The 22,071-nt window shown below is 64.4% G+C and carries 25 protein-coding genes; 12 read left to right on the plus strand and 13 right to left on the minus strand.

The window, feature by feature from the left end:
* Window positions 1–9: 9 nt before the first annotated feature.
* Window positions 10–1,104 (minus strand): ABC transporter permease, encoded by a 1,095-nt coding sequence (locus AC25Z0_RS11035; protein ID WP_488133252.1) that lies wholly within the window; start codon window positions 1,102–1,104, stop codon window positions 10–12.
* A gap of 167 nt (window positions 1,105–1,271) precedes the next feature.
* On the opposite strand from AC25Z0_RS11035, the gene AC25Z0_RS11040 reads away from it, so the two are divergent.
* The gene (locus tag AC25Z0_RS11040; RefSeq protein WP_488133253.1) at window positions 1,272–2,207 is read left to right on the plus strand and encodes an oxygenase MpaB family protein; all 936 of its coding nucleotides are present in this window, start codon (window positions 1,272–1,274) and stop codon (window positions 2,205–2,207) included.
* Between the two features lie 21 nt (window positions 2,208–2,228).
* Here the strand turns inward: AC25Z0_RS11040 and AC25Z0_RS11045 are convergent, their stop codons facing one another.
* On the minus strand, window positions 2,229–2,918 hold the full coding sequence (locus AC25Z0_RS11045; protein ID WP_488133254.1) for a YdeI/OmpD-associated family protein: 690 nt from the start codon (window positions 2,916–2,918) through the stop codon (window positions 2,229–2,231).
* A gap of 127 nt (window positions 2,919–3,045) precedes the next feature.
* Here AC25Z0_RS11045 and AC25Z0_RS11050 point away from each other — a divergent pair, with 127 nt between their 5' ends.
* From AC25Z0_RS11050 to AC25Z0_RS11070, 5 genes are all read left to right on the plus strand, one after another.
* Complete coding sequence (locus AC25Z0_RS11050; RefSeq protein ID WP_488133255.1) at window positions 3,046–3,501, plus strand: nitroreductase/quinone reductase family protein; 456 nt, start codon at window positions 3,046–3,048, stop codon at window positions 3,499–3,501.
* Window positions 3,502–3,676: 175 nt separating this feature from the next.
* The gene (uvrA, locus tag AC25Z0_RS11055) at window positions 3,677–6,136 is read left to right on the plus strand and encodes an excinuclease ABC subunit UvrA (RefSeq protein ID WP_488133256.1); all 2,460 of its coding nucleotides are present in this window, start codon (window positions 3,677–3,679) and stop codon (window positions 6,134–6,136) included.
* Window positions 6,137–6,267: 131 nt separating this feature from the next.
* Window positions 6,268–6,735: an S-ribosylhomocysteine lyase gene (locus tag AC25Z0_RS11060; RefSeq protein WP_488133257.1), complete on the plus strand. Its 468-nt coding sequence runs from the start codon at window positions 6,268–6,270 to the stop codon at window positions 6,733–6,735.
* Window positions 6,732–7,487 (plus strand): 5'-methylthioadenosine/S-adenosylhomocysteine nucleosidase, encoded by a 756-nt coding sequence (gene mtnN / locus AC25Z0_RS11065; protein ID WP_488133258.1) that lies wholly within the window; start codon window positions 6,732–6,734, stop codon window positions 7,485–7,487. The genes AC25Z0_RS11060 and mtnN overlap by 4 nt, the downstream gene beginning before the upstream one ends.
* Before the next feature lie 121 nt (window positions 7,488–7,608).
* Entirely contained in the window at window positions 7,609–8,151 is a 543-nt protein-coding gene (locus AC25Z0_RS11070; protein ID WP_488133259.1) for a bifunctional nuclease family protein, read from the plus strand.
* Between the two features lie 43 nt (window positions 8,152–8,194).
* On the opposite strand, the gene AC25Z0_RS11075 is transcribed toward AC25Z0_RS11070, so the two are convergent.
* Together AC25Z0_RS11075 and AC25Z0_RS11080 are read right to left on the minus strand one after the other, a co-directional pair.
* On the minus strand, window positions 8,195–9,454 hold the full coding sequence (locus AC25Z0_RS11075; protein WP_488133260.1) for an RNA polymerase sigma factor: 1,260 nt from the start codon (window positions 9,452–9,454) through the stop codon (window positions 8,195–8,197).
* 30 nt (window positions 9,455–9,484) lie between these two features.
* Complete coding sequence (locus tag AC25Z0_RS11080; RefSeq protein WP_488119708.1) at window positions 9,485–9,904, minus strand: YciI family protein; 420 nt, start codon at window positions 9,902–9,904, stop codon at window positions 9,485–9,487.
* A gap of 194 nt (window positions 9,905–10,098) precedes the next feature.
* Between AC25Z0_RS11080 and AC25Z0_RS11085 the strand changes: the two genes are divergently transcribed.
* A complete protein-coding gene (locus tag AC25Z0_RS11085; protein ID WP_488119709.1) occupies window positions 10,099–11,175 on the plus strand; it encodes a YihY/virulence factor BrkB family protein in 1,077 nt (358 codons plus the stop codon).
* A gap of 154 nt (window positions 11,176–11,329) precedes the next feature.
* Window positions 11,330–11,554, plus strand: a complete 225-nt coding sequence (locus tag AC25Z0_RS11090) for a hypothetical protein (RefSeq protein ID WP_488119710.1) — start codon at window positions 11,330–11,332, stop codon at window positions 11,552–11,554.
* A gap of 34 nt (window positions 11,555–11,588) precedes the next feature.
* Here AC25Z0_RS11090 and AC25Z0_RS11095 read toward each other — a convergent pair whose 3' ends face one another.
* The 4 genes from AC25Z0_RS11095 to AC25Z0_RS11110 form a co-directional block, all read right to left on the minus strand.
* On the minus strand, window positions 11,589–12,161 hold the full coding sequence (locus tag AC25Z0_RS11095; RefSeq protein ID WP_488119711.1) for a DUF3618 domain-containing protein: 573 nt from the start codon (window positions 12,159–12,161) through the stop codon (window positions 11,589–11,591).
* Window positions 12,158–12,574 (minus strand): phage holin family protein, encoded by a 417-nt coding sequence (locus AC25Z0_RS11100; protein ID WP_488119712.1) that lies wholly within the window; start codon window positions 12,572–12,574, stop codon window positions 12,158–12,160. Before AC25Z0_RS11100 ends, AC25Z0_RS11095 begins: the two co-directional genes overlap by 4 nt.
* Entirely contained in the window at window positions 12,571–13,302 is a 732-nt protein-coding gene (locus AC25Z0_RS11105; RefSeq protein WP_488119713.1) for a hypothetical protein, read from the minus strand. The genes AC25Z0_RS11100 and AC25Z0_RS11105 overlap by 4 nt, the downstream gene beginning before the upstream one ends.
* A 212-nt stretch (window positions 13,303–13,514) precedes the next feature.
* The gene (locus AC25Z0_RS11110; RefSeq protein ID WP_488133261.1) at window positions 13,515–13,970 is read right to left on the minus strand and encodes a DUF2000 domain-containing protein; all 456 of its coding nucleotides are present in this window, start codon (window positions 13,968–13,970) and stop codon (window positions 13,515–13,517) included.
* Window positions 13,971–14,100: 130 nt separating this feature from the next.
* Here AC25Z0_RS11110 and AC25Z0_RS11115 point away from each other — a divergent pair, with 130 nt between their 5' ends.
* Window positions 14,101–14,556, plus strand: a complete 456-nt coding sequence (locus AC25Z0_RS11115) for an Lrp/AsnC family transcriptional regulator (RefSeq protein WP_488119715.1) — start codon at window positions 14,101–14,103, stop codon at window positions 14,554–14,556.
* A gap of 102 nt (window positions 14,557–14,658) precedes the next feature.
* Complete coding sequence (locus AC25Z0_RS11120; RefSeq protein ID WP_488119716.1) at window positions 14,659–15,282, plus strand: cadmium resistance transporter; 624 nt, start codon at window positions 14,659–14,661, stop codon at window positions 15,280–15,282.
* Between the two features lie 5 nt (window positions 15,283–15,287).
* Here AC25Z0_RS11120 and AC25Z0_RS11125 read toward each other — a convergent pair whose 3' ends face one another.
* Together AC25Z0_RS11125 and AC25Z0_RS11130 are read right to left on the minus strand one after the other, a co-directional pair.
* Window positions 15,288–15,764 carry a MarR family winged helix-turn-helix transcriptional regulator gene (locus AC25Z0_RS11125; RefSeq protein WP_488119717.1) on the minus strand — a complete coding sequence of 159 codons (477 nt, stop codon included), beginning with the start codon at window positions 15,762–15,764 and terminating at the stop codon, window positions 15,288–15,290.
* A gap of 98 nt (window positions 15,765–15,862) precedes the next feature.
* A complete protein-coding gene (locus tag AC25Z0_RS11130) occupies window positions 15,863–16,552 on the minus strand; it encodes an SDR family NAD(P)-dependent oxidoreductase (protein ID WP_488119718.1) in 690 nt (229 codons plus the stop codon).
* Window positions 16,553–16,690: 138 nt separating this feature from the next.
* Between AC25Z0_RS11130 and AC25Z0_RS11135 the strand changes: the two genes are divergently transcribed.
* Window positions 16,691–17,569, plus strand: a complete 879-nt coding sequence (locus AC25Z0_RS11135; RefSeq protein ID WP_488119719.1) for a helix-turn-helix domain-containing protein — start codon at window positions 16,691–16,693, stop codon at window positions 17,567–17,569.
* On the opposite strand, the gene AC25Z0_RS11140 is transcribed toward AC25Z0_RS11135, so the two are convergent.
* Together AC25Z0_RS11140 and AC25Z0_RS11145 are read right to left on the minus strand one after the other, a co-directional pair.
* The gene (locus AC25Z0_RS11140; protein ID WP_488119720.1) at window positions 17,562–19,724 is read right to left on the minus strand and encodes a YhgE/Pip domain-containing protein; all 2,163 of its coding nucleotides are present in this window, start codon (window positions 19,722–19,724) and stop codon (window positions 17,562–17,564) included. The two genes, AC25Z0_RS11135 and AC25Z0_RS11140, sit on opposite strands and share 8 nt — an antisense overlap.
* A 46-nt stretch (window positions 19,725–19,770) precedes the next feature.
* A complete protein-coding gene (locus tag AC25Z0_RS11145) occupies window positions 19,771–20,382 on the minus strand; it encodes a TetR/AcrR family transcriptional regulator (protein ID WP_488119721.1) in 612 nt (203 codons plus the stop codon).
* A 176-nt stretch (window positions 20,383–20,558) separates the two neighbouring features.
* Between AC25Z0_RS11145 and AC25Z0_RS11150 the strand changes: the two genes are divergently transcribed.
* A complete protein-coding gene (locus tag AC25Z0_RS11150; protein ID WP_488119722.1) occupies window positions 20,559–21,293 on the plus strand; it encodes a VOC family protein in 735 nt (244 codons plus the stop codon).
* 26 nt (window positions 21,294–21,319) lie between these two features.
* Here the strand turns inward: AC25Z0_RS11150 and AC25Z0_RS11155 are convergent, their stop codons facing one another.
* A complete protein-coding gene (locus AC25Z0_RS11155) occupies window positions 21,320–22,015 on the minus strand; it encodes a hypothetical protein (protein WP_488133262.1) in 696 nt (231 codons plus the stop codon).
* Window positions 22,016–22,071: the final 56 nt, after the last annotated feature.

The raw sequence follows: 22,071 nt of genomic DNA on the forward strand, positions 1-22,071 counted from the left end.
GGTCTGCTCCTAGCTGTTCTGGGCGTTGAGGGCGGAAAGCGGGTCGGCCTTGACGACGCTGCTGAGTGCAAAGGCCGCACCCACCAGGCCGAGGCCGACCATCGCGATGCCGGGAACCACGGTGGTGAGCGGGCTGATCACGAATGGAACGGCAGCGGGCAGGGCGGCGCCGGCTGCAATGGTGAGCCCGATTCCAAGTCCCACCCCGACGAGCAGCACCACGAATGCCTGGCCGAGTGCATCCCTCACCAGGCTGCCGGTTGAGGCGCCGAGCGCCTTCAACACGGCGATGTCCCTGCTGCGCTGGATGGTCCATACGGTGAAGAAGGCGCCGATCACCAGCGCTGAGATGCCGAGCAGCAGGCCAAGCATGAGTGCCAGCGAGCCGATCTCGCTCTTGAAGACCTCGATTGACATCAGCGACATGAGCAGCGAGGTTGAGACGGTTGCTGCGTCGGCATCGACGAGGGCGGCATCCGTCGGGGCTCCCTGCACGATGAGCGCCGTTGCGAACGGGGCCTCTCCCGCAGTCTGCTTGGCCACGGTGGTGCGCCAGTCGTCGATGGTGGTCCAGATCACGCCGGTGTGGCTGTACTCGGAATCCTGTGACACCCCGGCCACCGTGAACGTGTCGCCGAAGATGGAGATTTCGTCCCCGACGTCGGCCAGCAGCGCTTCGTGCGAACGCTCCGAGAGGATGACGGTGCCCGGCTCCGTTGGAATCATCTGGTTCGGTGAGATGCGGGCGAACGAGCTGTCGACTCCGAAGAGCGAGGCGGTCTGTTCGCGGTCGCCGGCTGCCGTGACCCTGCTGGTCAGAATGCCCAGCGGCTCGACTGTGTCCACGCCTTCGGCGGCCGACCAGATGGCTGCGGACTCGGCACTGATCGTGGAGTCGGAGAAGCTGAGTGTCTTGCCCTCTGCCGGCTCCGAGAGCACGACTTTGTCGGCCTTGAACGGGGTCACCGCAGAGATGTTGGCGTTGGCGAGACCCTGCGTCAAACCGCCGAGAAAGCCAACCAGAAGTGTGATGAGGAGCACCACGGAGGCGATGAGAGCGAATCTGCCCCGGGCGAAGCCGAGGTCACGCCATGCAACGAACACGTTTCAACCTTACTGACAGTAGTGTCGGTACGACTGTCGTCCACAGCCTAACACCACGGAAATACGCCGCCCTGACAGGTTCCCGGCGGAGCCAGACGTTCCAGCGGAGACAGACGTTCGCAGCGGATCCGCAGCCGTACGGGGCCGACTCGGGCTAGCGTCGAATCATGAGCGATCGCCGCACGGCCAGCTCCACAGACGCCAGCACCACCCGCTGGCGGCCAGGGCGTTCGGGGCGCCGCGAGCCCCCGGCCTGGACCCTCGCACTCGCCGACGGGACGGACGCCGGATTCTTCGGGCCAGGCAGCGCGGTGTGGGCGGTCAACGGAGCGCTGCCGACGCTGGTCGCCGGCATCCGCGCGCTGCTGCTGCAGACCCTGAATCCGGGAGCGATGGCCGGTGTGCACGACTGGTCGCGCTACCGCGAGGATCCGCTCGGACGGCTCGACGGCACCGTGCGGTGGGTGGCCACGACGACGTTCGGCGATCGGGCCAGCGCGACTGCGGCATCCGCTTTCGTGTCACGGCTGCACGAACATGTGACAGGAACCTACGTTGACGCCCGCGGCGTCGAACGCGCGTATGCGGCGAACGACGAGGAGCTGCTGCGCTGGGTGCACGACGCCTTCACCGAAGCCTTTCTCGGCGCCCATGCGCTTTGGGGCGGTCCGATTCCCGGCGGACCGGACGCCTACGTGCGCGAATGGGCGCAGGCCGGTTTGCTGATGGGAGTGGCCAACCCGCCGACGACCGTCGCGGAGCTGCACGCAGAGATGGATACCTTCCTCGCCGAGGCAAAACCAGACGCGCGCGTTGCTGAGGCCGTGCGTTTTCTACGCAAGCCCCGGCTGCCGGGGATGACCGGGCGGCTGTACCCAATCCTGTTCGGCGGGGCGGTGGCGTCCCTCGATCGCCGCCAACGTGAGCTACTCGGGCTGCGGCGCCCGTGGTGGCCGGCGGTGACGCTGACGCGGATGCTCATCGTGGGTGGGGCGCGCATGCTCGGCCCGGTGTCGCCGAGTGAGCAGAACGCCAGGGCTCGAATTGCCCGGCTGTCGGCAGCAGCGGCAACGTCGCCCACAAGCGAGCAGGCGGATGTCTGACCGAGGGTCTGTTGGGCGCGCTCAGCTTTCCTGGCTCGACGGTGAAGCGGATGCCGCAGAGCGCGCCGCCTCTGCGGCACGCTCAGCCCACTTGGGAACCTCCCCGTAGCGCTGGAAGGAGACCAGCAGGCCGGCTGCGCTGTCGTCGATGAGCTGGGCCAGCCGTCGTTCGCGGGTGGCCTCCTGCTTTGCCGTGAGTGCCCAGTGGATGACCTGGCGGCGGTACGTCGGCGATGCAGCGTCCCAGAAGGCGGCGGCTGCGGGGTTCGCGGCCAGCCGGGCGGCGGCCTCTGGGGGCAGCTCCTGATCGGGATTCTCGTGGGAGTACACCCCCGATCTGTCTTCGCGTCGACGCTCGAACGCAATGATGCCGGCCTCGCGCATCCGCCCCTCTGCGGTGAGCTTCTCGACCAGCGCGATGTTGACGCTCGACCAGATGCTGACGGGCTTGCGCGGTGTCCAGCGCTGGCGCCTGGCATCCTCATTGATGCGCTGGGAGACGGAATCGATCCAGCCGAAGCACAGCGCCTCTGGGACGGCCTGCTCCCAGGTGAGCCCGCCGTCTGGCACGTGCTTCTTGTTGAGGCCCATCCAGAGTTCCGTCGCGGTGGCGTGGTTGACCTCGAGCCACGCGCGGAACTCCTCTGGCGTGGCGAAGAAGATGGCCGGCCGCTCTGGTGTGCCGCCCGGCGTGCCGATCGTCGTGGTCATGGCACGAGTCTGGCAGAACCCGCCGACACTAGCGCCGTCACGCTGGCACGCGACCCTCCTTGTAGTCGGCGGGCAAACAGAGGGACGATTGAATCGTGGTTCCCAGATTGGGTGAGGAGACGAGACCATGGCATTCGACACTCCGAATGGAACGCGAGGGGCCCGCCAGTCCGGCCACAACCGAATCGAGCGCTGGGCAAACCAGCGGATGATCGGCCACGTCCGTCGCACCGGCACCCTCGGGCGCTCCAACACGCTGGTGCTGGTGACTGTGGGGAGCAAAACAGGAGCCGAGCGCATGACCCCCGTTGGGTGGTTCCCCGGCGGGGGCGACAGCCGGCTCATTGTGGCGTCGGCAGCAGGGGCTGCACGCAACCCGTCGTGGTACTTCAACCTTGCGGCGCATCCATCCGCCGTTCGCATCGAGTATGCCGGACAGCGGATCGATGTCACCGCGTCACAACTGCACGGCGCAGAACGAGACGACGCCTGGCGACAGATCACCACGCAGGCCCCGGCCTACGCCAAGTACGAGACGACCACCGACCGCGAGATTCCTGTCATCCGGCTCACGCCACGCTGACGCCGTATCGCTACGCCTGCGCGCGGGCAAACGAATCTACAATCGCGCCCGGCAGGCACCCAACTCGCCAGCGTACGGTGGGCCATGGTGGGCGCTCGTCGATCCGATGAGCGCGGCTAGTGAGTAGTGCCGTCGAAATCGAATCCCCTCTTTCGGCGGTGAGAACGGTGGATGTATGACACGTGACGACGTGGATGGCTGGGTTCGAGTTCGCGACGCCCGAGAACACAACCTGAAGAGTGTCGACATCGACATTCCCCGAGACTGCATGGTGGCCTTTACCGGCGTCTCGGGTTCGGGCAAATCCTCGCTCGCGTTCGGCACGCTGTATGCCGAGGCCCAGAGGCGCTATTTCGAATCCGTCGCGCCATACGCGCGGCGCCTGCTGAACCAGGTCGGTGCCCCGGAAGTGGGAGAGATCACCGGGCTGCCCCCGGCTGTCGCGCTGCAGCAACGCCGCGGGGCGCCGAGTTCACGTTCGACCGTCGGCACGATCACCACGCTGTCCAATCTGCTCCGGATGCTCTACTCCCGGGCTGGCACGTACCCGCCCGGCGCGACGCACCTCGCCGCCGAGGCATTCTCGCCGAATACCGCGGCCGGAGCGTGCCCGCGCTGCCAGGGCCTCGGGGTTGTGCACGACGTCACCGAAGCCCTTCTCGTTCCCGACACCACGTTGAGTATTCGCGACGGGGCGATCGCTGCCTGGCCGGGGGCATGGCAGGGGGCGAACCTCCGCAGCATCGTGCGCGGTCTGGGGATCGACATCGAAAAGCCGTGGCGGTCGTTGCCTCGCGCTGATCGCGACTGGTTGCTGTACACCGATGAACAGCCATCCGTGCTGGTCGAACCCGAAGACGGTCGCATCGACCATGGCTACTACGGAAAGTTTTGGAGCGCACGCAAGCACGTCATGCATGTGCTCGCACAGTCGCAGAGCGAGCGGATGCGCGAGCGGGCCCTCCGCTTTGTGCAGAGTATTTCCTGCCCGGACTGCGGCGGCAGTGGCTTGCGTCCAGAGGCGCTGGCCGTCACATTCGCAGGGTGCACGATCGCCGAAATGAACGCGGTACCGCTGGGTGACCTCGCGGCGGAATTGCGAAACGGGGTCGAGGCGGGAGCCGTTGCGTCTGCGGAGGAGGGCAGTGAAGCTGCCAGTCGAATCGCCGCCGACGTGATCGCCCGGGTTGACGTGTTGCTTGACCTTGGGCTGGGCTACCTGAGCCTCGGCCGAAGCTCGACCACGCTTTCGCCCGGCGAATCACAGCGGATGCGCATCGCCACACAATTGCGCTCCGGGCTCTTCGGCGTCGTCTACGTGCTTGACGAGCCGTCCGCTGGCCTGCATCCTGCCGATGCACAGCCACTTCTGGACGTATTGGATCGCCTGATTGCGTCGGGCAACTCCCTGTTCGTCGTCGAACACGACCTCGATGTCGTGCGCCGAGCCGACTGGGTCGTCGACATCGGCCCTGGTGCCGGCGAAGGAGGCGGGCACGTCATCTATTCCGGCCCTGTCGAGGGGCTGCGGGAGGTCGAGGAGTCGATCACCGGCCGTTACCTCTTTCCACGCTCGGCGACGACAGCTCACGAGCCCCGCACACCCCAGGGCTGGTTGCGCCTGAATGGAATCACTCGGCACAATCTCCGTGACACGTCGGTCGAGGTTCCCCTCGGGGTGATGACCGCGGTCACCGGCGTCTCGGGATCGGGAAAGTCGACCCTCGTGACCCAGGTGCTCGCGCATGTGGTGCGCGGCCATCTGGGGACGGCATCCGACGAGCCGGACGAAGCCGTGCTCGAGGTTGATGTTGAGGGTGTGTCCGGAGTAGAGACGTTTGATCGGCTGGTCGTCGTTGACCAACGCCCCATCGGCCGAACCCCGCGCTCCAACCTCGCTACGTACACCGGCATGTTCGATGTGGTGCGCAAACTCTTTGCGGCCACCGACGAAGCGAAGGCCAGGGAATACACCGCGAGCCGATTCTCGTTCAACGTCTCCGGTGGGCGCTGCGAGACGTGTCAGGGCGAAGGCTTCGTCTCGGTCGAATTGATGTTCCTGCCCGGCACATACGCGCCCTGCCACACATGTCACGGGGCGCGTTACAACGCAGAGACGCTGGAAGTGACCTATCGCGACAAGACGATCGCGGATGTCCTCGCGATGACTGTCGACGCTGCTGCAGCCTTTTTCGCTGGGGTTGTCACTGCGTCGCGAAGCCTCGCGACGCTCCGTGATGTCGGTCTCGGCTATCTCCGTCTCGGCCAGCCGGCGACCGAGCTCAGCGGTGGAGAGGCACAGCGAATCAAGCTGGCCACCGAACTGCAACGAGCCCGCCGCGGTCATGCGCTCTACCTGCTCGACGAGCCGACCGCCGGCTTGCACCCGGCAGACACCCAATTGCTGCTTGACCAGCTGCAACAACTGGTGGATGCCGGCAACACCGTGGTTCTCGTGGAGCATGACCTCGCTGCGATCACCGCTTGCGACTGGGTTATCGACTTGGGTCCTGGTGGTGGCAACGCAGGCGGCCAGGTTGTCGCGTCAGGCACGCCGAGAAGCATCACGCGCGGTGAGGGGGCCACAGCGACGTATCTGGCGGCGTGGCTCGCGAGGCACGACGACACGGCGTAGCAGTTGGGACTGTCTTCAGAAGCTACATTCAGTACTTGAACAAACTCCCCAGATAGTCTGTTCTCTCGGTCGCTGTGTTATGTGCGGCTCTGTTGCCCCGTAGACAATCGATCTCGAACAGAATGATGAAAATGAACCAAGAGCGCATGAATGTCGAGTCCTTCAATCTCGATCACCGTCTCGTTGCGGCACCCTACGTGCGGGTCGCCGACACGAAGCACCTCCCTGCCGGTGACGTGATCACGAAGTTCGACGTGCGGTTCACCCAGCCCAACGTCGATCACCTCGAGATGAAGGCCGTGCACTCGCTGGAGCACCTGTTCGCCGAGCACTCGCGCAACCACTCCGAGAAGGTCATCGACTTCTCGCCGATGGGTTGCCAGACGGGTTTCTACCTGATCATGCAGGGCGCCCCAGACTTCGACGAGGTTGCCGCGCTCATCGAGGTGACGCTGAACGACATTCTGAGTGCTGACTCTGTACCTGCTGCCAACGAGGTCCAGTGCGGCTGGGGCGCCAACCACTCGCTCGCCGACGCTCAGGCTGCAGCCGCGCGCTTCCTCGCGGGCCGCGACTCCTGGAACGTGGTCTACGCGTGAGCACACCTGCACATGCACCCGCACTTGCCATCCTCGTCGCCATGGACGACGAGCTTGAGCCCTTCCTCGCCCGCGCCGAAGACGTCGGCCCCGCACGGCAGATCGGAAACGCGGTTCTTCGCGACGCGCTCCTCGGCGGCCACCCCGCCGTACTCGTCCGCACCGGCATCGGCCTCGTCAACGCAGCCGGAGCGGCCACCACGGTGATCCTCGAAGCGCAGCGTGACGGAGGCGTCCTGCCGCTCATCATCAGCGCCGGCAGCGCAGGCGGATTGGGCGCCGACGTTCGCGTCGGCGACGTGGTCGTCGGAACCGACTACATCAACGTGGATGCCGACGCTCGCGCATTCGGCTACAAACTCGGCCAGGTTCCCGGCATGCCGACAAACTACCTCGCGTCAGAACACGTGGCAGAAGCGATCCTTGCCTCTCACGCGCTCCGCGTCGGTGTTGTGCACCAGGGTCTGATCGTGTCCAGCTACAGCTTCGTGACGCCTGCTCGAGCAGAGCTCATCACGCGTGATTTCTCCGGGGCGCTGGCCACCGACATGGAGTCATCCGCGATCGCTCAAACCTGCCACGTCCACGGGGTTCCGTTCGTGTCCATCCGTGGCATTTCAGACCTGTGTGGTCCAGCTGCCGAGGACGATTTCCGAGGCCAGGTCGATGACGCGGCAACCCAGTCGGCAAGTGTGGTCATCTCCTCGATTGAGTCTCTCGTGAGTGCGCTGGGTATCCCAGCCCTGGTCTAAAGGCTGAAAAATACGGTGGGCGGATGCTTCGGCATCCGCCCATTTTTTGTGTGACAGCTAGACAGTTGGCCGCTCACAGGCCGTAACCCCACGGACGGACGTACGATTGCCGTGTCATGTCATGCCCGATAGTTCGACGGGAGTCGCCATGGTTCAGGTACGCGTTCTCGGGGTTGCCCTCGATACAGAGGGCCAGCACATCGTCCTGCTGAAACCGATAGGCGAGCCGCCAGCCGTGGGAAACGTGCTGCCGATCTGGGTCGGCGAGCAGGAAGCGACCTCGACGCTCATCGCCCTCGGCGGGGATACGGCACCGAGGCCGCTGTCGCACGATCTGATGAAGACACTGCTCGACACCGTCGGTGCCCACGTTGATCGGGTTGACGTGACCCGCATCGAGGAGGGGACCTTCTTCGCCGAGATCACTCTGACCACGGCATCCGGTTCAGTCGTGCTCGATGCCAGACCCTCGGATTCCGTCGCACTCGCGCTGCGCACAGAGGCACCGCTCTTCGTCGCGGACGACGTGTTGGATGAGGCTGGTTTTCCCGCCGCGATGGTGGAACCTGACCGTAGCGAGGAGGAGACGGAGGACGGCGAGCAGACGCTCGACGAGTTCAAGGAGTTCATCGAGCACGTCGATCCCGAGGACTTCCAGGGCTGACGTCGTCGCCAACCCCGACGCCGTCTCAAACTCCGACGCCGTCTCAAACCCCGACGCTGAGCGTTTCAATCTTCCGCTCGAGCTCCGCGCGTTCGGCTGTGTTTTTGCACAGGGCAACGGCATCGATGAGCGCGGCCCGAGCTTCGCCCCGCCGCCCGAGACGAATGAGCATCTCGCCACGCACCGCCGGCAACAGGTGCGAGCTGGCAAGTTCGCCTTGGGCGGCAATGACGTCGACCAGGGCGAGGCCGTCGGCCGGGCCAGAGGCCATCGCCACGGCTACTGCACGGTTGAGGTCGATGATCGGCGAAGGGGCCAAGCGCCCGAGTGCTTCGTAGAGGATGACGATCCGTGGCCAATCGGTGTCAGCCACGGACCGGGCGACTGCGTGGCACTCGGCGATGGATGCCTGGAGCCCATAGGCGCCCAGCCCGCGGCCGGCGCCGCTCGCGCGTGCCAAGGCTGCGCGCCCGCGTCGAATCGCCGTGTGGTCCCACAGCCGTCGATCCTGGTCTTCCAATAGCACCGGATGCCCAGAAGCGTCGAGCCGTGCGGGGAAACGGGCCGCGGTGAGTTCCAACAGTGCGAGCAGGCCGAACACCTCGGGATCGGGCCTGAGTCGCACTAGTGTGCGAGCCAGGCGGCGTGCCTCGGCGGCCAGATCTGTGCGCATCCACTCCTCTCCGCTCGAGGCAGAGGAGCCCTCGGTAAAGATGAGATAGACGACGTGCAGCACCGAGCCGAGACGGTCGGCCAGTTCATGCGATTCTGGCACGGCAAACGGCACGCGCGCGGCGGCCAGAGTCTTCTTGGCCCGAGTTATGCGCGCCTGGATTGTCGGCACCGTAACCAGAAACGCCGTGGCGATCTCATCGCTCGTCAGGCCGCCGACGACCCGCAGCGTCAACGCGATCCGTGCTTCCCGCGACAGCACCGGGTGGCAGGAGATGAACATGAGCGCCAACACGTCGTCGTCGATAGCGTGAGGGTCGAACAGGGCGTCAACGCCGGGTTCCAGATCGTCAAGATCGCGGGCGAGTATGGCATAGCGTTCGTCGCGGGCGGATCGACGCCGAAAGGCGTCGATCGCTCGGCGACGACCTGTGGTGAGCAGCCATCCGGTCGGTTGGGCGGGAACGCCGTCGATCGACCACGACACGAGAGCTTCGGCCAGCGCCTCCTGAGCGAGATCCTCGGCCAGCGAGAAATCCCCGGTGTAGCGGGCGAGGGCGCCGACGATGCGGGCGGATTCCATTCGCCACACCGCTTCGACGGCGCCCCGCGCCTCAGACCTGCTCACCATTGGCTACTCGTCGGCCTCCTCGCCGTCGGTTCAGAGCTGGGCGGTCTGCTCGCGCCAGGCGCGTTCCTTCTGAATCCACTCGTTGTCCTGCGGAAACTCGTCGATCGACGTCACACGGCGAATCTCGGTCTTGCTCCCCGCGGTGAGCGGTGCACGCTTGGCCCATTCGACAGCTTCCTCTTTCGACGCGACATCGAGAATGTAGTAGCCATTGAACAGCTCCTTCGTCTCCCCGTAGGGGCCGTCGGTGACGACCGGTGTCTCACCGGAGAAGTCGACGACGACACTCTCGTTCGCGTCCTCAAGGCCCTCGGCTGCCAGCAGCACGCCGGCACGAATCAACTCGTCATTGAATTTGCCCATTGCGTCGAGGATCTCCGCAAAATCGACGTTGATGAAGTTCGCAAACGACTCGTCGGTCGCCCGCATGATCAGCATGTACTTTGGCATTTCGTTCTCCTTGTGTTGGGGAAAGTCGCTTGCTGACTTTCTCACCCCAAGGTCGAATGGCGCCAGTCTAAATCGACACATGGTCGAAATTCTTTTTGATGCTGGTGAGCGAGCGTAGCTGCGCGGAGTGCAGCATCCCGCGGTTCACGATCCGTGTATCGTCGGGTTTATAGAGCGCTATTGAGGAGGCACCCGTGGTCCGCAATGACAATCGTAAAAAGCAGGAAAACGCGCCAGCACCGGATGACGCCCGCAAGCCGGACTCGCCGACCGAGGTCACCAAACCCTCGTGGAAGTACGTACTGCGGAAGACATTCCGCGAGTTCACGGCCGACCAGTGCACCGATGTCGCCGCTGCACTGACCTACTACGCGGTGCTGTCTCTCTTCCCGGCCTTGATCGCGTTGATTTCGTTGCTGGGCGTATTCGGTCAGAGTGAGAAGTCGATCGATACGATTCTCTCCCTCGTCGACGAGATCGCGCCGGGAGACACTTCCGACGTACTGCGCGGTCCGCTCGAACAGTTCAGTTCGTCGCCGGGGGCGGGGTTCGCCCTCGTATTCGGCATCGTGCTCGCCATCTGGTCGGCATCCGGTTATGTGGGTGCGTTCGCCAGGGCGATGAACCGGATCTACGAGATCGAAGAGGGGCGTCCGTTCTGGAAGCTTCGCCCCGTTCAGCTGGGCGTAACGATTGTCTGCATCATCCTCGTCATGATTGCGCTGGTGATCGTGATCGTGTCCGGCCCTGTCACGAGCGCTGTCGGCAACGCACTGGGGCTCGGCGAGACAGTTCAGGTCGTGTGGTCGATCGTCAAGTGGCCGATCCTGGCCTTAGTCGCCGTGCTGATTATCGCCATCCTGTATTACGCAACACCCAACGCCAAGCAACCCAAATTCCGGTGGATCAGCATGGGGGCCCTGGTCGCGCTGATCACGTTGCTCGTCGCCTCGTTCTTGTTCGGCCTGTATGTGACGAACTTCTCGAACTACAACCGCACCTATGGGTCATTGGCCAGCATCGTGGTGTTCCTGCTGTGGCTGTGGATCGCCAACCTCGCCCTGTTGTTCGGGGCCGAGTTCGATGCCGAGCTGGAGCGGGCACGGCAGCTCCAGGCCGGGATTGCCGCGGAGGAAGCGATTCAGCTTCCGCCGCGGGACACCCGGAAAATCGACAAGAACGCCGAGAAGGAACGCGCAGACATCGCCAGGGGGCGGCAGCTGCGTGAGGAAGCACTCAAGGCCTCGACAGAGAATAATGAGGGTTCGTGAGGGCTGAGGGGCCGCTCACGAAACCGTCCCGGCAACAGGCAGGCCGACACGCAGGGAGCCCGAACCGCTCGACGTCGGCGCCCTTGCGGTAACCGAGGAGTCGCCGTACGTTGGCCGTACAACTTGGGCAAACGCTATACGGGAAGGCCACTCGATGGGCGAAAACAGCAGCGGGGCATCCACTGGAGGGTATCCGGAGGGTGTGCCGGACGAAGAAAAGCCGGAACGCTTTGACGACGATCCGGTCAACGCGGACACGAAGGCCGAGGAGGAGATTCTCACCGTTCCGTCGACGGATCGCGATGAGGACATCCCCGCAGACGCTGCTCACAGTGAGAGCGGTGACACGGCCGAGAGCGAATCAGAAGCGCCCGACTAGCGCGTGCGCTGGCGCCTCGGCCGCGCCACATGGGTCATGGGGTTGAACCGTCCTTCTTGGCGCTCTCCTGCGCGGTCTGCGCAGCACCCTTGACCTGGTCTTTGAGGTCAGAAGAAGCGGATGTCGTTTCCTCCTTGACGGCCTCGAATCCATCGGTGGCAGAATCCTTCACCGCATTGACAGCGTCCTGGGCCGGTTCGCGCAGGTTGTCTGCCATTTCTGTTGCGGCATCCTTCAGCATGGGTTCGGCCGCCTCCTTGATCGACTCAGCCATCTCCTTTTCCCTGGTACTGGCTGGGATCAGTGATGCGAGGAGCCAGCCGGCGCCGAAGGCGATGAGGCCAACGGCCAGAGGGTTGCCTTTGGCACCCTCGACGGCTTTGTGGGGTGCGCCTGTGACGGCATCGCCCACATCGGACGTTGTGTCTCGGGCAGTTCCCATGATGCGGTCGGTCCAGGAGCTGAAGACACCCTTTACCTTTTCCGTCTGACGATGGGCGATCTTCGATGGGGTCACCTTGTCGGCCAAAGCGTCCACGTCACTTCCGAGTTCGGACCGGGTGCGCTCGATGTCGGCTCGAATCTGGTCCGGGTCGCTGTTCGTCATCGGTTCTCCTCATTTCTTTTCAGTGTTTCCGGAATTTCCTTGAGGGTTTCCACCGTCTGGGGCGCTCCCTGGATGGTCTTCATCTTGCGCTGTGCCGACAAGAACATGATGAGGGCGATGATCGCCCAAATCACTGCGATGACAACAGCCGACCAGGCATTTCCAATGAGATATCCGAGACCCCACCACGCTGCAATCGACAGGAACAACACGGCCATGATGGCGCCATACGCTGCGCTGCCGTAGAACCCTGCGGCCTTACCGGTGCGAGTGGCTGACTCCCGCAGTTCGGACTTGGCAAGCTCAAGTTCCTGCCGCATCAGGGTGGAGATATCGCGGGTCACTTCATTAAGGAGGTCACCCAGCGACGTGTTCGCGGCCTGTTCTTCCGACGGCGTTGGTCGGTCAGTCATCGGAGTCCGCCGCCTTCTGGAATGTGGCCGGTTGTGCCTTCTGCACCGCGCGTCTGGTCGTAGATAGGCGTGGCCGGATTGATCCCCGTGGTGGCGTCAGCAGGGGTGGATCGCGGTGGTGTGACGGTGGTCGGAGCGGCGGCCTGAGGCCTGGTCCCGTGACTCGTGGGATGCGCGTGCTCGCCATGGTCGCTGGCAAGGGAGCGCGTGAGTCGACCCGCCAGCAGGCCAGCGGCCGCGGAAATCCCGATGAATGCGAGAGGGTTCCGCCGCGCATAGCGGCGAACCTCGTCGAGGACGGACTCCGGGTTCCTTTCATTGAGCCAGGACGCGACTTTGCCGCTTCTGGACGCCGCCCGCTGCACGAGGTCGGTCGCCATGCCGCGCTCTTCAGAGTTGTCTGCCATGTGCTGCAACTCGTCGCTCATCGACTGCAACCCAGAGGCGGCACGTTCCTGCTGCGAAGTGGCCTGCTCGTTCAGCTGTTCCTTCGCCTCCGCGAACAGGTCCTTGGCCTGGGTCTTCACCTCAGACGCGACTTTTCCGGCCTCGTCTTTGGCGACTCCGGCTATTTTCTGGCCTTCTTCAGCCGCATGCTCTCCCAGCTGAGAGCCCTGCTGCTTGAGAGTGTCGGCCGTATTGGTGCCGCCAGAAGTGCCCTCGTTGCGCGGTGGGACTACCTGTGGGTCATCGTCGCTGGGCGGTACCGGGGGGTAAACGTTCGACATTTCGTACCCTTTCTCTGTGTGCTGCCCTGTCTACGCGGCACAGCCCATCGGGTACGTCCATGATGAATTCACTTGTCCGCGCGGGCCAGCCGGTTTGTGAGCCACGTTAAGCCGCGCCGCGCTCGTCAACAAGTGGTTGCCACCTGAGCAAAAATGTGGCAGTCCTCCCGTCCCAGCCTCGTCGCAGGCGCAGACACCGTGCCACGCTCGCACTAGGGCAGCAGGGTGAGTCCCTTGGTCAGCTTGTCCACACGGTTCTTCGGGCCGACGATGCTGACGGCGTAGTAGTCAAGGACACCAGCGGATGCCACAGAGTCCAAATACTCGCTGTAGATGCGGGTGTGCTGCGCCGACGCAGGCATATCGGCGACGAAGACACCGTCTGAGGCGTGCGCGTTAGAGCGAAGGGTCTGCAACTGTTCGCTCGTGCCGCCCAACACAGAGCAGCCGGCCCAGGGCAGGCCGGTGTGAGAAGAACCGGCGGCATCCACTGCATCTGGTCCAAGGAGCCCGATCACTTCTGACGATGTTGCCGCCGCCACACAGATGGCGGCGTTGGCCGCGCGACCCGCTGGCAGGGCCGTGTCGAGCACGATGACCCACTTGAGTCGTGCGGAGCGAGTCGGCGCAGCGATGTCCACCTCGTCAAGAGCAAATCCGATTGTCACACGTGTCTCCTTCGTCTCAGGGCTGATCCATTTGTCTTTGTGACCAGTTGGTTGGGCAATCGTAGAATGAAAATAGGCGCCCAATTTCTACGGGCGTACGTTGTACGGCAAATCTGGGGGATTGGTGAATATGGATGAACTTGACAAGGCGATTCTGGCGGAATTGCAGTCAGATGCACGCACAAGCAACCGAGACGTCGCTCGTGCCGTGGGGGTATCGCCGACGACCGCATTTGAGCGGACGCGCGGACTTCGGCGGCGAGGCATCATTCGCGGAGCGCTGCTCGACATCGACCTGGCCGCAGTGGGGCGTCCGGTCCAGGCGCTGATCGCAGTGAAGATCCGTCCGCCGTCGCGGGACAACATTGAGGCATTCCGCGACTGGGTCTTCACGCAACCAGATACCCTCGGGGTCTTCGTGACCTCCGGCACGGAAGACTTCCTCGTGCAGATCGCGGTCTCCGACAATCAGGCCCTGTACTCATTCGTCGTTGACAAGCTCACGACGAGGGCCGAGGTCGCAGACGTGCGAACATCCGTCATCTACGAGCACCTCCGCAACAACGCCATGACGCCCAGCGACTGACAGGCTCTTGCCAGCGCGCCGGAGGCCTCGCACACTGGGGGAGTCGGGCCGCCGTCGCGGTGGCGGCGGTAAACGCCCGCTTTGAAGGACGCTGGTCGTGCAATGGATCTAGCTATCATCTGGCAGGCCGCCGCGATGTTTGTCGGTACCAACATCGACAATCTGCTCGTGCTCTCGCTCTTCTTCGGCCAGACGGCCGGTCGCCGCGCCGCAGAATGGCGGGTCGTCAGCGGGCAATACCTGGGCTTCGGCATCATCCTCGTCGCCTCAATTGTCGGCGCGCTCGCTGCCGGCCTGCTCCCGGAGGGCTTTTTGCCCTACCTCGGGCTGGTGCCCCTCGTGCTGGGGATTCGAACCGCAATCACGTCATGGTGGCATCGAAAGGATCTGGAGAAGGACGAGTCAGAGACGGTTGCATCGGACGACCGCGAGGGCGGTCCGACGATCTGGGCGGTCGCAGGGGTGACGCTCGCAACTGGCGGGGACAACATCGGTCTCTACATTCCGATTTTTGAGCGAGCGGGTGTGAGCGGAATGTTCGTCTACTGCCTGGTTTTCCTGGTGATGCTCGCGCTGCTCATCGCTCTCGGCCGGTTCCTGACCCGATGGGAGGCCGTGGCACAAACCATCGACCGCTGGGGACACGTCGTCTTCCCCCTGGTGTTGATCGGGCTCGGACTGTACATCCTGATCGAGGGCGGCGCGTTCGGAATCCCCACCCCGTGACGCGGCTACGTCTGGTCTTGCCGACCCAGCCAGCCCATCTCGGCGCTCACGGCGCGCATTCCCTGGACGAGCGCCTGCAAGTCTGCCAGCTGCAGGCGCGCGAGCACCTCAGCGTTGAACTCTGGGCGAGCGGTCACGAGGCGCCGCGCGACCATGCGTCCGAGCGCAGTCGCACGGACCCGCCGCACGCGCGAGTCATGCGGGTCCGTCGTGCGCTCGGCGACTCCCTGGGCGACCAATCGATCGAGCACTCCAGAGACTGCGGCCTCTGAGACGCCGAATGTTGCTGACAGCCCACGCCCGGTCGCACCGTCTTCGGTGCTGACGAGGATAGCCAGGACCTTCATCTGCCGGAGTGTGAGTTCAGTGGAGAAGAGGGGTTCGAGCAGCACGGGAAGTGCAGTGGTCTCGAGCGCTGTCGTGACTGATTCGAGCTGCTCCAACAAGCTCGCCCGCTCGCGCGACTCGGCAGCGTCCGTCATCCCATTACCGTAGTGCCGATCATGCCTGTTGGCGCCATCCGCTGGATTTCCGGCCAGCGGATGGCGCGTCTACCTGGAGGTCGACGAAGTTGCAGTGGTCACCACTGCAGCTCGCCTGCTTCGTCCTGGAAGGTTCCCGTTGGACCGTCAACGCTCAGGGTCGCCCACCGCACAACGACTCTGGCGCTCTCCTCGACCGATCGACCGATGCCGAAGGCAGCGGTCATGTCGGTGGCGGTGGCACCGGGCTCGATGGCGTTGAACGTGATGCCCGGCTGCGCCTTCGCGTAGTGCACGGTCAGCATGGTGGCTGCGGCCTTGGACGATGAGTACAGCGCGAGTGGCAGCTGGAATTCAGGCCTTTCGGGGTTGTTCACCGCCCAGAACGAGCCGGCACTGCTCGACACGGTGACGACGTTGGGGTTCGATGAGCGGCGGAGCAACGGCAGGGCCGCCTCCGTGACGCGCACGATGCCCACGGCGTTCGTGTCGAACGAGCGCAGGGCCGCTGGACCGTCGAGCGCGGTGTCCAGGACTCCGGCGTTGTGCACGAGGACGTCGAGGTGCCCCTCTGCCGCGTTTATCGCGGCCAGTGCGCTCGACACGGATGCGTCGTCGGTGACGTCGAGCTGCACGAATCGCGCTCGCGCTCCGAGGGTTGCTGCGGCGAGCTCGCCACGTTCGACGTCACGTGCGCCGATGTAGACGGTGTGCCCCAGCGCCAGCAGCTGCTTCGCGGTCTCGAAACCGATGCCTTTGTTGGCACCGGTGATCAATGCGACGGTCATGTCTTTCCTCTCAAACGGTCTGGCCGAACTGGCCGTTTGAGACTCTACGAACATCCGTTTCTCTCGCCCAGAGCCCCCGTGAGACCGGGGTCTGACAGGGCCCCCGTTGATATCACGTGCCCGGCTTAGAGTTACTGCATGGACGAATCGACCAACGCTCTTGCGGCCTTCTTGCGAGCCAGGCGCGATCTGGTGACACCGGAGCAGGCCGGCATCCCGGGCGGCGGGGCGCGGCGTGTGCCGGGGCTCCGCCGAGAGGAAGTTGCAATGCTCGCCGGCATCAGCGCGGACTACTACCTGCGGCTGGAACGCGGCCGCGACCGCAATCCGTCCCCGCAGGTACTTCAATCAATCGCCCGCGTCCTTAACCTCGATGACGATCACCTTGCCCACTTGCTCACCCTGGTCGCGGATGTTCCCCGGCAGCGCAGACGTCGCCCGCGCAAACAGACGCCTCCGACAGGTGCGCTCAAGTTGCTCGACTCCCTTGCGCAGCCTGCGTTCATCGAGAACCAATACTTCGATGTCGTAGCCTCCAATACCCTGGCCCAAGCGATCGACCCACGCCTCACTGTCGGGAGCAACCAGCTACGGGACCTGTTCCTCGACCCGGCCGAACAGGCACTCTACCCAGACTGGGCAAACGTCACGGAATGCCTCATCGCCAACCTCCGGCAGGCCGTCGGCAACGACGTCGACGACCCTCGTTTCATCGAACTCACGGGAGAACTCACGCTGGCCAGCCCCCGATTCCGTCAGCTCTGGGCCCGGCACGAAGTGCGAGGACAGACCGGAGGCACCATGCACTTCGATCACCCGCAGGTCGGAGAACTGACCCTCAACAGAGAGCGGATGAGCATCGCCGGCGCCAACGGACTAATGCTCGTCGTGTTCCACCCGGACGCTGGATCCAGCGACGCGGACAAGCTGGCGATGCTTGCGTCTGCGGTTGTGTCATCCGAGGCCCTGTCATCCGCGGCCGCCGCGCAGCGGCAGCGGCGCGCGACCTCTAGGTAGTCTGCATCAGCCCGTCGGCGGCATCCGCAGCGAGCTCATTCCGAGCAGTGCGCCGTCGCGTCACGAACGCGGCAATGCCGATTGTGACGAGCGCGCCGGCAGCCCAGATCACAAGGCTCCACGCCCAGGGTCCGACGCCGAGGTCGCCGCCGGCAATCAGCGTGCGGAACGACTGGACGGCATCCGTGAGAGGCAGGAGACTGTGGAGCGCCTGGAAGAACGGCGCCGACGTTTCGATGGGATAGGTACCACCCGCTGCGCTGAGCTGGAGCACGATGAACAGCAGGCCGACGAATCGCCCAGGAGGGCCGAGAAGGGCGATGAGCGCCTGGTTGATGGCCATGAACGTGACGGATGCCAGGATGGCCAGCCCGAAGACGCCGCCGAGGTTCGCCATGTCGATACCCACAGCGACGTGCACGGCGAGCACGGCAAGCGTCGCCTGGACGACGGCGATGATCGCGTTGGGCAGGTAGGACCGCAGTGCGACCAGCCAGATCGGCATCCGCGAGCCGACCAGGCGCAGGTTGAGCGGAGCGCGCATGAAGAACACCGCGAGGCTGCCGATCCAGAGTCCGAGGGAGAGGAAGTACGGAGTGAGCCCTGCACCGTAATTCTGCACGGCATTCTCCCGCACGTCATCAATCGCGACGGGTGCGGAAGCAGCGCTGCCGAGCTGTGCGGCCTGAGTGTCGGTGTAGGTCGGGATCTTCTCCACCCCGTCGGCGAGACCGTCTGAGAGGGTGTGGGCGCCGTCGTCGAGCTGGCGGGCACCGTCCGCGGCTGAGAGAGTCCCGGCCTCGAGGGTGTCGGCTCCGTCGGCGAGGGTGGCGCTGCCCGTCGCGGCGGTGTCGAGGGAGTCGATCAGGGTGGTCAGCTTCACCGTCAGGTCGCTGAACCCACTGTTGAGGGTGCCAAGACCGGACGCGAGGGATGTCGCCCCAGCGCTCGCCGAGGCGGTTCCGTCGCTCAGGCTCTCGGCTCCGGCCGCGAGTGCAGCCAGTCCGGTTCCGGCATCCGCAGATCCGACGAGTGACTGTGCGCCGTCTGCCAGAGCGGATGCGCCGCTGTCGAGTGCGACGGACCCGGCCGAAACCTGGTGGGCCGCGGTTGCGAGCTGCTGAAGCGCGGCACGACGCTGTGCGTCGGTCATGGCGCCATACCCGGCTACGAGCTGGTCGAGTGAGCTGGCGACCGTGGTGCTTCCAGAGGCGAGCGCTGGAGTCTGCGCCGCCAGGGAGTCGAGTCCGCTGGAGAGCTGTGTTGCGCCGCTCAGGGCGCTGTCGGCACCGTCGCTGAGCGCTGAGCTTCCGCTCTGCAACGTCTGCAGCCCTGCGCTCAGGTCGTTCGCCCCTGCCCGCGCCTGGCCGAGGCCGTTGCCGAGCTGCGACAAACCGGCGGGGAGCGCGGTTGTCGCTGTGGCGATCTGGCCCAAACCTGCGCTGAGCTCTCCCGCGCCCGCTGCAAGGGTGCCTGCTCCATCAGCGAGGTCCGCTGTGCCCGATGACAGCTCACTCGTGCCATCGGCGAGGGTGGCTGCGCCGTCTGCGGCGTCGGCGATGCTGTCGTGCACTGTCGTGAAGCCGAGGTAGACGTTTTCGAGATAGGTCGAGGCGACCGAGTCCCTGAGGGTCTCGGCAAGCGTTGTGCCCAGGGACTGGGCGAGGTTGCCGGTGATGAAGTTCGTCGCATCGTTGGTGGCGATGGAGAGCATCCCCTGTGCGGCCGCATCGGCCTCTGCCGGCTCGAGGGTCGCGGACGAGGTCGCATTCGCGGAGAAATCTGCGGGGATGGTGAGGACGGCCAGGTACGTTCCATCCGCCAGGCCTGCGCTGGCGTCTTCGGCATCTGTGCCGGTCCAGTCGAAGCCCTTCTTGCTCTCGCCGTTCTCATCGACGAGGGCTGAGACGACGTCGTCGCCGAGGCGGATCTCGCTGGATACGCCGGCGCTGTCTTCGACGGTGGCGCCGGTGTCGACGTTCACGATTGCCGCAGGGATGTTGTCGATGTTGCCGACGGGGTCGTCGTTCGACCAGATGAGGATGGCGGCGTAAATCAGCGGGATGATGCAGAGCGCGATCACGACGACGACCGCGAACGGTTTCGGCAGCGGCAGTCTGCGGCGCGCTCTGGCAGCCGGACGAGATGTGGTCATGGTGTCACTTTCGAATGAGTATGTGAGGCGGCCGTCGGCCGCCGTGTCAGTTGCGCGATGAGCGGGGCGCCGGTGCCGGCGGAGTGCCGGACAGGGCGAGCGTGAGCGTGGTCAACCGCTTCGCGAATGCGTCTGGGGAGTTCTGGGCTGTGAAGTCGGATTCAAGCCATTGCAGTACGAGCCAGGTCGCTCCTGCGGCGATCGCCGTGATCCGATCGTCTGGGTTGCCATCCGTCGTGGCAGAAACATGCGAGCCGAGAATGTGGTCTCTCATGCGCGTCGAGATGTAGCCCACAGCGGCGGAGATGACGGCATAGCTACCAGAGCCTTGGATGGCACGCTTGATCACGTCGCGCCGTATGTACAGCCGTTCGAGCAGCATCTGATTCGTGCCGGCCAGGAAATCGATGCCGTTCAGGTCGTGCAATTCGATGTCGCTGCGAGCAAAGAATGATTCGAGTTCGGCGACCACGGCCGCGGCAATGAGCGCGGGGACGTCGCTGAAATGCTGGTAGAACGTCGGGCGACTCACCCCTGCTCGCGATGCCACCTCAGTCACGGACAATTGGTCGGCCTGCGGTTCGTCGAGCAGCAGCGCGCCAACGGCCAGGAGCGCAGCGCGCGACCTCAGTGACCGCGGGTCGGTGAGTCGTGACACGGATGCCTTCCACGATGGGTTTAGTTTGCAAACGTCAACAATACGACCTTGTTTGACGATTGTAAAATTGATGTCGACGCGAGGTAACTGCGCGCCGATGTGGTCGCGGGCGGGGAACGGGTGGTCGAGCGAAGGGTCGAGGCGTACCCTGAGCGCATCGTCTGCAAGGAGGAATCATGTCGAACCTCGTCGTGCATTTTGAGATTCATGCATCTGAGCCGACTGTGCTCATTGACTTCTATTCGGAACTCCTGGCGTGGACGTTCAGCCAGTTCGGCGATATGTCGTACTGGTCGATCGACACCGGTGAAGGCTCAATCGCAATGAACGCGCCAGGCACCGGCATCAACGGCGGCCTCACGCAGCGCAGCGGCCCAAGGCCAGAGATCGGTGCTCCGGTGAATGGCTGCAACGTCGTCGTGGGAGTCGACGACGTTGACGCGACGTTCGCGCGCGGACTCAGCCTCGGCGCGCGTGAAGCGCTCCCGCCGGAAGACATGCAGGGAGTCGGCCGCGTCGGCTACCTGCTCGACCCTGACGGGAACATTTTTGGGATCATCTCGTCTGTGCTGTCCGACGGGACGAATGTAATGGCGATGGATGACGGAGCAACGGAGCGCCATGACACCGCGGACATCCCTGAAATGCGGTTACCGGATCGCACACGAATCGAACACAAAGGGCGCGTGTTCACGGTAGAGCAGAGTGCCAGAGGTGAGTGGCAGATTACCGACGAATCCGGGCTCATCTATGGCACCGTCAGGCTGGAGAGCGCGATGGGCGAAAGCCACCTTCCGGTGTACAACGGTCATACCCCAGACGATGACGACCCGCTGCTCTTCGGCTCCAGTTGGGATGCCATCGTGCGAGGCCTCATCAACCAGTACGACATCGACCACACCGCGCCGTAGGGGCCGAGGTCTAGACGGCCCAGTGTCTAAACGACCCAGTCGAACGACTCCTCGAACGTCTCCTTGCCATCATCGTCGTCGAAGACGTTCGCGACGAGATGGGTGACGAGTACGGCGAACCCTGTCGCGATCTCACTGAATCTGGCACTGTCGAACGGGCCATGCCACGACACCTTGCACTCGCCCTCCGGGTCGAGGTCGAGGCGATTGATGGTGGCATCGACGTCGGTGGCGAGAATCAGGATGCGCAGCGAATTCCACGGCGGGCAGTCGCCCGTGATCGACTCGAGTTCGATTCCGTTCACCGCATGGGCGGACAGCGTCTGGGAGAGCAGCAGCGCGACGTCGGCGGCGTGGTCGTTTGAGGTCTGGTAGCGCAGGAAATCGGCGTGGTCGTTGGAGACGAGATGGATGGCATCCGCTCGCCAGGCGAGCTTGCGATAGTTGAGCACGTTGAGTGCCGCGAGGGTGAGGTGGGTGAGCACGATACCGGCGGTTGCGCTCTCGGTGACGCCGTCAAAGCGGAGGCGGTCGTTGTCCCAGACAGCGCGAACGGCTTCGCGGGTGGTGGGGATGCCCGACATGAAACTCGCTTCCGTTGATCGCGGCCAGGCAAACGGCAGAGCGGATGCTGCACGGGTGGCCTCAAGCACCCTATCCCGAACAGGCCACGGCTCGCGCGCGACCAGCCGTGCGGCGGTGTCGGCGCCTCGGAATAGCATGAGGGGTATTGGTACTGGCTCCCCGCTGAGTGGAGCGACGAGTGTAGCGAAAGGAG

The sequence above is a fragment of the Leifsonia sp. Y862 genome, assembly GCF_057669585.1.

What these genes read in the sequence shown, in the direction of transcription:
- AC25Z0_RS11040 (WP_488133253.1), top strand. Translation starts at nt 1,272, where the DNA reads ATGAGCGATCGCCGCACGGCCAGCTCCACAGACGCCAGCACCACCCGC.
- AC25Z0_RS11045 (WP_488133254.1), bottom strand. Translation starts at nt 2,918, where the DNA reads ATGACCACGACGATCGGCACGCCGGGCGGCACACCAGAGCGGCCGGCC.
- AC25Z0_RS11050 (WP_488133255.1), top strand. Translation starts at nt 3,046, where the DNA reads ATGGCATTCGACACTCCGAATGGAACGCGAGGGGCCCGCCAGTCCGGC.
- uvrA (WP_488133256.1), top strand. Translation starts at nt 3,677, where the DNA reads ATGACACGTGACGACGTGGATGGCTGGGTTCGAGTTCGCGACGCCCGA.
- AC25Z0_RS11060 (WP_488133257.1), top strand. Translation starts at nt 6,268, where the DNA reads ATGAACCAAGAGCGCATGAATGTCGAGTCCTTCAATCTCGATCACCGT.
- AC25Z0_RS11070 (WP_488133259.1), top strand. Translation starts at nt 7,609, where the DNA reads ATGCCCGATAGTTCGACGGGAGTCGCCATGGTTCAGGTACGCGTTCTC.
- AC25Z0_RS11075 (WP_488133260.1), bottom strand. Translation starts at nt 9,454, where the DNA reads ATGGTGAGCAGGTCTGAGGCGCGGGGCGCCGTCGAAGCGGTGTGGCGA.
- AC25Z0_RS11080 (WP_488119708.1), bottom strand. Translation starts at nt 9,904, where the DNA reads ATGCCAAAGTACATGCTGATCATGCGGGCGACCGACGAGTCGTTTGCG.
- AC25Z0_RS11090 (WP_488119710.1), top strand. Translation starts at nt 11,330, where the DNA reads ATGGGCGAAAACAGCAGCGGGGCATCCACTGGAGGGTATCCGGAGGGT.
- AC25Z0_RS11095 (WP_488119711.1), bottom strand. Translation starts at nt 12,161, where the DNA reads ATGACGAACAGCGACCCGGACCAGATTCGAGCCGACATCGAGCGCACC.
- AC25Z0_RS11100 (WP_488119712.1), bottom strand. Translation starts at nt 12,574, where the DNA reads ATGACTGACCGACCAACGCCGTCGGAAGAACAGGCCGCGAACACGTCG.
- AC25Z0_RS11105 (WP_488119713.1), bottom strand. Translation starts at nt 13,302, where the DNA reads ATGTCGAACGTTTACCCCCCGGTACCGCCCAGCGACGATGACCCACAG.
- AC25Z0_RS11115 (WP_488119715.1), top strand. Translation starts at nt 14,101, where the DNA reads ATGGATGAACTTGACAAGGCGATTCTGGCGGAATTGCAGTCAGATGCA.
- AC25Z0_RS11120 (WP_488119716.1), top strand. Translation starts at nt 14,659, where the DNA reads ATGGATCTAGCTATCATCTGGCAGGCCGCCGCGATGTTTGTCGGTACC.
- AC25Z0_RS11125 (WP_488119717.1), bottom strand. Translation starts at nt 15,764, where the DNA reads ATGACGGACGCTGCCGAGTCGCGCGAGCGGGCGAGCTTGTTGGAGCAG.
- AC25Z0_RS11130 (WP_488119718.1), bottom strand. Translation starts at nt 16,552, where the DNA reads ATGACCGTCGCATTGATCACCGGTGCCAACAAAGGCATCGGTTTCGAG.
- AC25Z0_RS11135 (WP_488119719.1), top strand. Translation starts at nt 16,691, where the DNA reads ATGGACGAATCGACCAACGCTCTTGCGGCCTTCTTGCGAGCCAGGCGC.
- AC25Z0_RS11140 (WP_488119720.1), bottom strand. Translation starts at nt 19,724, where the DNA reads ATGACCACATCTCGTCCGGCTGCCAGAGCGCGCCGCAGACTGCCGCTG.
- AC25Z0_RS11150 (WP_488119722.1), top strand. Translation starts at nt 20,559, where the DNA reads ATGTCGAACCTCGTCGTGCATTTTGAGATTCATGCATCTGAGCCGACT.
- AC25Z0_RS11155 (WP_488133262.1), bottom strand. Translation starts at nt 22,015, where the DNA reads ATGCTATTCCGAGGCGCCGACACCGCCGCACGGCTGGTCGCGCGCGAG.